9 protein-coding genes and 2 pseudogenes are annotated in these 6748 nt (G+C 38.9%); 6 read left to right on the forward strand and 5 right to left on the reverse strand.

The window, feature by feature from the left end:
* Positions 1–174: 174 nt before the first annotated feature.
* The 3 genes and pseudogenes from Xinn_RS07600 to Xinn_RS23405 form a co-directional block, all read left to right on the forward strand.
* The gene (locus Xinn_RS07600; RefSeq protein ID WP_086956356.1) at positions 175–921 is read left to right on the forward strand and encodes an OB-fold protein; all 747 of its coding nucleotides are present in this window, start codon (positions 175–177) and stop codon (positions 919–921) included.
* Positions 922–1128: 207 nt separating this feature from the next.
* Positions 1129–2295, forward strand: coding sequence for an AAA family ATPase (locus Xinn_RS07605; RefSeq protein ID WP_086956645.1), 1167 nt, complete (start codon positions 1129–1131; stop codon positions 2293–2295).
* A 595-nt stretch (positions 2296–2890) separates the two neighbouring features.
* Positions 2891–3067 (forward strand): annotated as a pseudogene (locus Xinn_RS23405) (DUF1240 domain-containing protein); the annotation flags it as partial.
* 77 nt (positions 3068–3144) lie between these two features.
* On the opposite strand, the pseudogene Xinn_RS22645 reads toward Xinn_RS23405, so the two are convergent.
* A pseudogene (locus Xinn_RS22645) lies at positions 3145–3261 on the reverse strand (phage portal protein); the annotation flags it as partial.
* A gap of 154 nt (positions 3262–3415) precedes the next feature.
* Between Xinn_RS22645 and Xinn_RS07620 the strand changes: the two are divergent.
* Both Xinn_RS07620 and Xinn_RS07625 read left to right on the forward strand, forming a co-directional pair.
* Entirely contained in the window at positions 3416–4096 is a 681-nt protein-coding gene (locus Xinn_RS07620; RefSeq protein ID WP_143706549.1) for a hypothetical protein, read from the forward strand.
* Between the two features lie 149 nt (positions 4097–4245).
* On the forward strand, positions 4246–4422 hold the full coding sequence (locus Xinn_RS07625; protein ID WP_086956360.1) for a DUF1133 family protein: 177 nt from the start codon (positions 4246–4248) through the stop codon (positions 4420–4422).
* Between the two features lie 109 nt (positions 4423–4531).
* Here Xinn_RS07625 and Xinn_RS07630 read toward each other — a convergent pair whose 3' ends face one another.
* A complete protein-coding gene (locus Xinn_RS07630) occupies positions 4532–5005 on the reverse strand; it encodes a hypothetical protein (RefSeq protein ID WP_086956361.1) in 474 nt (157 codons plus the stop codon).
* A 132-nt stretch (positions 5006–5137) separates the two neighbouring features.
* Between Xinn_RS07630 and Xinn_RS07635 the strand changes: the two genes are divergently transcribed.
* A complete protein-coding gene (locus tag Xinn_RS07635; RefSeq protein ID WP_086956362.1) occupies positions 5138–5506 on the forward strand; it encodes a hypothetical protein in 369 nt (122 codons plus the stop codon).
* Between the two features lie 90 nt (positions 5507–5596).
* Here Xinn_RS07635 and Xinn_RS07640 read toward each other — a convergent pair whose 3' ends face one another.
* The 3 genes from Xinn_RS07640 to Xinn_RS22405 form a co-directional block, all read right to left on the reverse strand.
* Positions 5597–5998: a hypothetical protein gene (locus tag Xinn_RS07640; protein WP_086956363.1), complete on the reverse strand. Its 402-nt coding sequence runs from the start codon at positions 5996–5998 to the stop codon at positions 5597–5599.
* A gap of 236 nt (positions 5999–6234) precedes the next feature.
* Entirely contained in the window at positions 6235–6552 is a 318-nt protein-coding gene (locus tag Xinn_RS07645) for a hypothetical protein (protein WP_086956364.1), read from the reverse strand.
* Between the two features lie 10 nt (positions 6553–6562).
* Positions 6563–6748 (reverse strand): hypothetical protein (locus Xinn_RS22405; protein WP_211286006.1); only part of this gene is annotated, 186 nt, incomplete at its 5' end.

A 6748-nucleotide genomic window follows, 5' to 3' on the forward strand; every position in this document is an offset into this window, starting at 1 on the left:
TTCAACATTCTATCGAATGAAGATAGTCAATCATATCGTTACATTTTTGTTTAATTATAACAACTGGTAATGTTTTACTTTGGCTATTGTTCAGAGTAATGTGAATGAAATTCATCAGTAAATGGCTTTTTAAAATGTGGAAATTTTGTCGGGTTGAAATTTAGGTTGTTGATTATGATTAAAAAACTGACGGTATTGATTTTTGCGATGGGTTCTTTATTTTTTTTGAAGAGTGCTGTGGCAAATGGCAATGTTATTCCTTTTACTGAAAATGATGCGAAATTTGCAAAATATCTTGTTGATAATGATGTGAAATTATTATTTCATGGCGAAAAAAAATCTGGTGACTATGGGTATATTTATATAACCTCGAAAGATTTGTATAGAAGATACGCAGAGAATGAAGTGAGAGCAAATAAAGATTTAAAATATAAAAAAGTCATTATTTCCGGGTTAATTAAAAGTATAAATAATTATTCTTCTGATGGTAAGGTTTTCATTGCATTAAGTGCGGGGAGTTTTTTAGACACTGTTCACGCAGCATTGAGTAATGATTTTCAGGATTATGCACTGACATTACGTAAAGGGCAGAAAATAATTTTAGCTTGTGAAGTTGCCGGAACTGCTGTTGGTGAACCTTTTTTAAAGAACTGTATATCAGAAAATAAAGCAAAAGGGCAGGTAGCTGGTTCTATTATATCCCAGATTAATAGAGTGCTTAGTGGAGATAAGAGTAAATCGAATAAAGTGGGCATTAATATAGTTGCACTAACAAAGTTGGTTGATTTATCAACCAATAATTTCTCTATCTGTAAAAAAATAGATATCTCTTGTTTGAATAAATCAAAAAGTTCAGAGTGGAAAAAATTTGTGGAAAAAAATAGAGAAAAAATAGAGCGCTATAAAGAAATGTTAGAGTGACTTTTTACAGAGGTAAATAATTAATTCGATAACAATATTTATAGGTAAATCTTTTGTAAGAGGCTTTGATTTGCATTTACTTTTTCATCAAAAATGATTGCCATTTATATTCTTTTGGGTAAGGATAATATCCCCATAGATATCATTATTTTCATTAAATTAGCTATTTCTGAAAATAAAACTGATAATCAGGAAAAGATTGAGCTTATGATATCCACATTAGCTATCAATAATTATCGTTCTATTCGTGACCTTCGTATAACTCTTGCTCCTCTTAACGTAATTACAGGTGCAAACGGTAGCGGTAAATCGAATTTATACCGGGCATTGCGTTTATTATCTGAAACTGCACAAGGTGGTGTTGTGAATTCTCTGGCACTTGAAGGTGGGCTGGATTCTGCATTTTGGGCCGGGCCGGAAAATTTTTCAGCTTTGGTACGAGCTGGGCACTCTCCAGTGCAGGGAGGAGTTAGAAAAGAAGTAAAACGGTTACGTCTTGGTTTTTCTACGGATTCATTTGGTTATTCTATTTCCTTTGGTTTGCCGCACCCATCAAGCTCTGCTTTTGCGTTAGATCCGGAAATTAAACAGGAGTGTATTTGGGGAGGAGGGCGTTATCACCCAGCAGGCGTATTGGTAGAACGAAAAGGGCCGATAAGTCGGGTTCGCGATGGGCGGAAATGGAAAATTGTTTCAGAGCATATCAATAGTTTCACCAGTATGTATGATCAGCTTGCTGACCCTGCAATGGCTCCGGAAGTTTTTCATATGCGAGAGTTTATTCGTGGCTGGCGTTTCTATGATCACTTCCGGACTGATAGTGATGCCCCTGCCCGTAAGGCTCAGATTGGAACCCGTACCCCGGTATTGCACCATGATGGGCGTGATCTGGCTGCTGCGTTACAAACTATCCGTGAAATTGGTGATGCAAAGTTATTAGATGAATCGGTTAATGATGCTTTTCAGGGGGCTTCTTTAGCAATTTCCCGCTCCAAAGAAGGATTGTTTACATTACAGTTTCGGCAGCATGGTCTGATGCGCTCTCTTTCCGGTGCTGAATTATCAGACGGTACATTGCGTTATTTATTATGGATTGCGGCATTGCTGACTCCGCGCCCGCCATCAATGATGATCCTGAATGAGCCGGAAACCAGTCTGCACCCAGAGCTTTTACCCTCATTGGCTAAGTTGATCATAAAAGCATCAGCTCAGACGCAGGTCTGGGTTGTTTCACACTCTCCCGTATTGATTTCAGCATTACAGCACTCTGCGTTCTGTCAGTTTATTCAACTTGAAAAGCGATTAGGCGAAACACATATTATTGGCAGGGATATATTGGAAGAGCCATCATGGCACTGGCCGGACAGGAGTTAAGAGTTTATACATACCTCCTTTTATATAGAACTCAACAGATGATAATGCGTTTCGATCTGATTTTTGATAATTAGTCCTAATTATTGCTATTTATTCAAATGATTACTTGTGCTTTATTTTTGATTTTTCAATCTGTTTCAATATACGTATATCTACTCAAAAAATCCCCAACCAAAAATGATCAAAAATTCCTTAATTTGTGGGACTTGTCTTCACATAATAAATTCATTCGTTTTCTTATTTTTTTTTAAACTTTTAGTGAGGATTTTTTACCTTGCATAAATCCACATACTCCCCCGCATCAATCCGCAAGATCAAACAAGGATCACTTACCCCGACAAGCGCCAGTGTGGGAGCGCTTCCGGCGCTCCCGTGCAGGTGCATAAAAAGCATTGCATTTAGTGGGCAGTGAGCTGATTGTGGTCGTTAAGATGGAGGACAGGGTTGAATTCTCTTGGGTCATGTTCAATCTTATTGTTTTATCGCCTTTTATTTTTTATTTTTTATGTTGGGGGATTTATTTACATGTGACGTTTAAGCCAGAAGGCCTGCAAAAGAAGAAAAAAAAAGAAAAAAAGGGAAAAGAGGGCCAACATTAAATGAGCGCCTGATAATGATTCTTCTTGCGATGGCCGTCATCGGGTTCGTTGCGGGTCTTCCCCTGACTTGGTATCTGCATGTTAGGTTTGCGGACGCCGGGTATGTTGTTTGTAAGCCGGCTTCGTCTAAATCGCCAAGTCAGTATGCAAAAGCGCCGAACCTTTGCGAGTAAATGGCTAACACCGATTAACGTCAGATAAAAAAAGACCGCCTGCACAGACGGCCATTGTCTTGGCTAAAGCCTCTTGATCAGTTATCGTCACTCAGCGAATAGGTTGCAAACCGGATCACTTCTTCCCCAAGCCAGTCATTGAGCTGTTGCATTTTACTTTGCAGTGGCAGTAGCTCATTGCACACAAACACTTTAAGTAAATGGCTGAACTACAGCTACAATGCTGCAAAAATGTGGCAAATCTTTACCTGTGACTGAATGCTGTTTTTCCGGTGAGGCGGCCTGTTGGAATACATTGGGCTGACATGAACTGAAATTAACATTATAAATTGTTATTTCTGGAGTATCGTGGTACTTGAAGATTGTATCTCTCAAGTATTAAAAGCAACATTGAGTGCAGGAGGAAGTATGGGACAGTATCGGCATACGATTTCCAATATTACGGCTATGACTGATGGTGAGCTGGTTCAGAGAACAACTGAGGTGAATTTTCATCAGGAGAAGCGATTTCATTATTTCTTAGATAGACCAAAACATAAGATTGGATATAGGCTCAATATTGTGGGGCATAGCTCTCCAGTCGGCTATCCAATATTATTTGCGGGGTCATGTATATATAATCCTGGAATGAATCTAAATAATTTTTGCCAAACAATCAAAGCATTATTAGCGGATATAAAACAAAGAGGACAAGATATCCAAAGTGTCAGAATCATAGCTTGCTACTCTGGAGCAAATGGGCTTGCTCAAGAACTAGCTAATCATATCAATATGCCAGTTAAAGGCTCGTTAGGAGGAACGAGAATATGTGTAACGACAGCTTATCGTCCAATGTCTAATATACCCCGTTATTTTATTGATAAAGGACGTGATAATAGTTCGCTAGGGGAAAGGGATGGGCAAGAGAGGCATGATCCAAACTATGGGATGTATTGTTGGTATAATCCTAAAGTCCAATGTTCAGAGCCAGACAACGAGTTTGACGAATTTGTTAGTCAACGAATCACAAGATTTCAGCATTCAGACTAAGATAGCGAATTTTGTGAATTTCTTGGTTCAGAATACTAAGAAAAAATTCTCAGTAGCATAACGGTTTGTCACCCGTTAAAATCATTCCATCGATCTGAACATCCGAACCTAAACATACGCTGCTGTGCCATTACCTTAAGGGATCAAGAATGGCGCAGCATAGTTTTATCAAAATTTCTAACGACACCCTACGTCGCCCTGAAACTTCTCTGTCAACCTGTCGCCGCCGGGTTGAAAACTGGTTAAGGGTAGCAGAGTTTATGCTTTACAGACCGATGTGTGATGAATTGGAAAGACAAGGTACTATGTTGATTAAAAAAGTTTGACTTTTTGAGCAATCGAGTTAACGTTTTCGTATATGCTTTGCAAAGTTGCACCCGCAAGCGACGAAATTCAAAAAGAACCCGCACCGCGCGGGTTTTTTCTTACATAGGCTCAGTCAGTGCAGCTAAAACCCAGTAGAAATCGTCCTAGTTCATTCTCAATCACAAAATCATCCCAAAGACAGCCGTACCAAACAGGTGGTGCAATATCAAGTTTGTAAATGGATGCTGTAGTGATAAATGGTTCCAGTAATTCGTAAAATCCAGCAATGACATTTTGAGCAGCTAAGTCAGGAATTTTTTTGAAAAATTCTGCTTCAAAAAACCATTGACGCACTACTTTTATCAGTTCATCTTCCTCTACTATTTTAAGTTTGGGATGCCAGTATTTAGCTGGGTATTTATCACTAATACTGAGAAAATAGGGATGTAAGGAATCAATCAATTCATGTTCATTAGATAGGGCGAGGAGGCTTATAAGCGATTTTTTACCCAAAATCGTATCTTTGGTGCTACAGCTTTTTTCGATACGGTCACGCTGTTTGATAATGACAATTTTTTGGATAAAGAACGGATGAGTGAACACTATTCAAAACAGGAATTTGAAGAATTGTTTTTATGTCGATTGCCTCATGCACGGTGGTAAATCTCATGGCTATACTCATCTAACTTCAAAATGCTGGGTTGATTTTTAAATTAACAGTTTAAAATCAATAATATGAATTGTATCCTATCATGCATCTTCAAGTTTATTGCGTATAAATCTCCCGCAGAACGTAAAGCCGCCCAGCGTCAACGCCAGAAAGATTCTGTCGTCACCAAAATAGAAGTGCTGCTTGATAATCAGGAGCTGGCGATGCTGAAACAAAATTGTTCACTGAGACGGCCGGGTTGTGATCCGTATGACGTTGCTGAATATCTGGCGTTGTTGATTCGTAAAGATGATGCGGAGGTGCAGCAGAAAATGCAGTCACTGGCAGTACAGAAATGTGCAAAATGTGGTGATGCACTGCCAGTGACGGAATGTTGCTTGTCTGGTGATTCTGCCTGTTGGGCTACGCTAGGTTGGCATGAGGTAAAATTGTGATGGTGTGGCATGTCACAATTTATTATGGAGGCTCTTTTGGATTAGCAGAGCCTTCGTAAAATGTAATCTGCTTGACTATGCCATAAGATTTTATCTGAGTGGTGGAGGTGTCCAAAATGTTTGGACACTCAATATTGCCAGTTGCATCGGCTGAGAAAATTGTGTAATTGCCTGTATATTCCAATAATTATGTTTAAATATTTCAATGCGTTGTAGATTTCGAGTCTTCCCCCCTAAATAACGTAATGTATCTTGATAGGTGTAACCGAGATGCAAATGAGGCCATGCATTTGCTGGATTGATGCAGTTGGGATCTGGTGAAAAATACAGGTCAGAGATACTCCAATCTGGCCCTCGTTTCCACATTCTTCCAAATCTGGCTTCTTGTCCAACGAAAATTAAAACTCTCTCAGAAAGATGCATTCTCATCCCCATAGCCATAATAAACCTCTCTATATTTTGAATGTTTCCCAAAAGAGCGGGATGTGCCATTCTCTTGCACATTAAAAACGTATTTTATGCTTCAATTTTCATAAATATCAAAAGATTAACACTTCGATAAGCGCCCATACACGACTCCTTTCAGGTGAAAACACTGAATTTATTGTGCTGGCATGAGATAAAATTGTGATGGTGTGACATGTCACGATATTGTGCTCAATCCCATTTTTGATAAACGGGATATTGATAATAAATTAATGAGAAAATATGAGTACTATTCATGCCAGTTACCAGTTATGTTGCATTGAGTTAATGACGTTATAGAAAGCGTCGGGAATTTGATCCAGATTGTTCGCATTCCAAGTGTGAGACTGATATAACGTCAGATGCGTATGTGGTCCGGTAAAATAGGCTATTGCCGATGGGATACCATCATAATCAAACGTTAAATACAAAAGAGGATAAGGTACACGCCAAGTGGTAATCACAGAGCCATTGTAAGCGAAAGAACGCACATTATCGAGTTGCCTCCAATACCTTCCTGCATTTCTTTCTCGTTCAATAAAATTTCTGATACGTGCCGAGCCGGTAAGTGGATGAGCCATAAAATACTCCTTACAACAAATATAATTGCAAAATGTAATTACCATAAAAGAAAACATGCGAGTGAATGTCAACCGGGGTCACCGTTTTAATTTCATATATACCCATCGTAATTGAAGCTGCTTGATTTTTCCTTCCTATCAGATCAAGATTGTGTCCATGAAAATTACCCTGACAAATGCCCAAAAAGAAGCCCTC

Source organism: Xenorhabdus innexi, from assembly GCF_002632485.1.
Classification (GTDB): domain Bacteria; phylum Pseudomonadota; class Gammaproteobacteria; order Enterobacterales; family Enterobacteriaceae; genus Xenorhabdus; species Xenorhabdus innexi.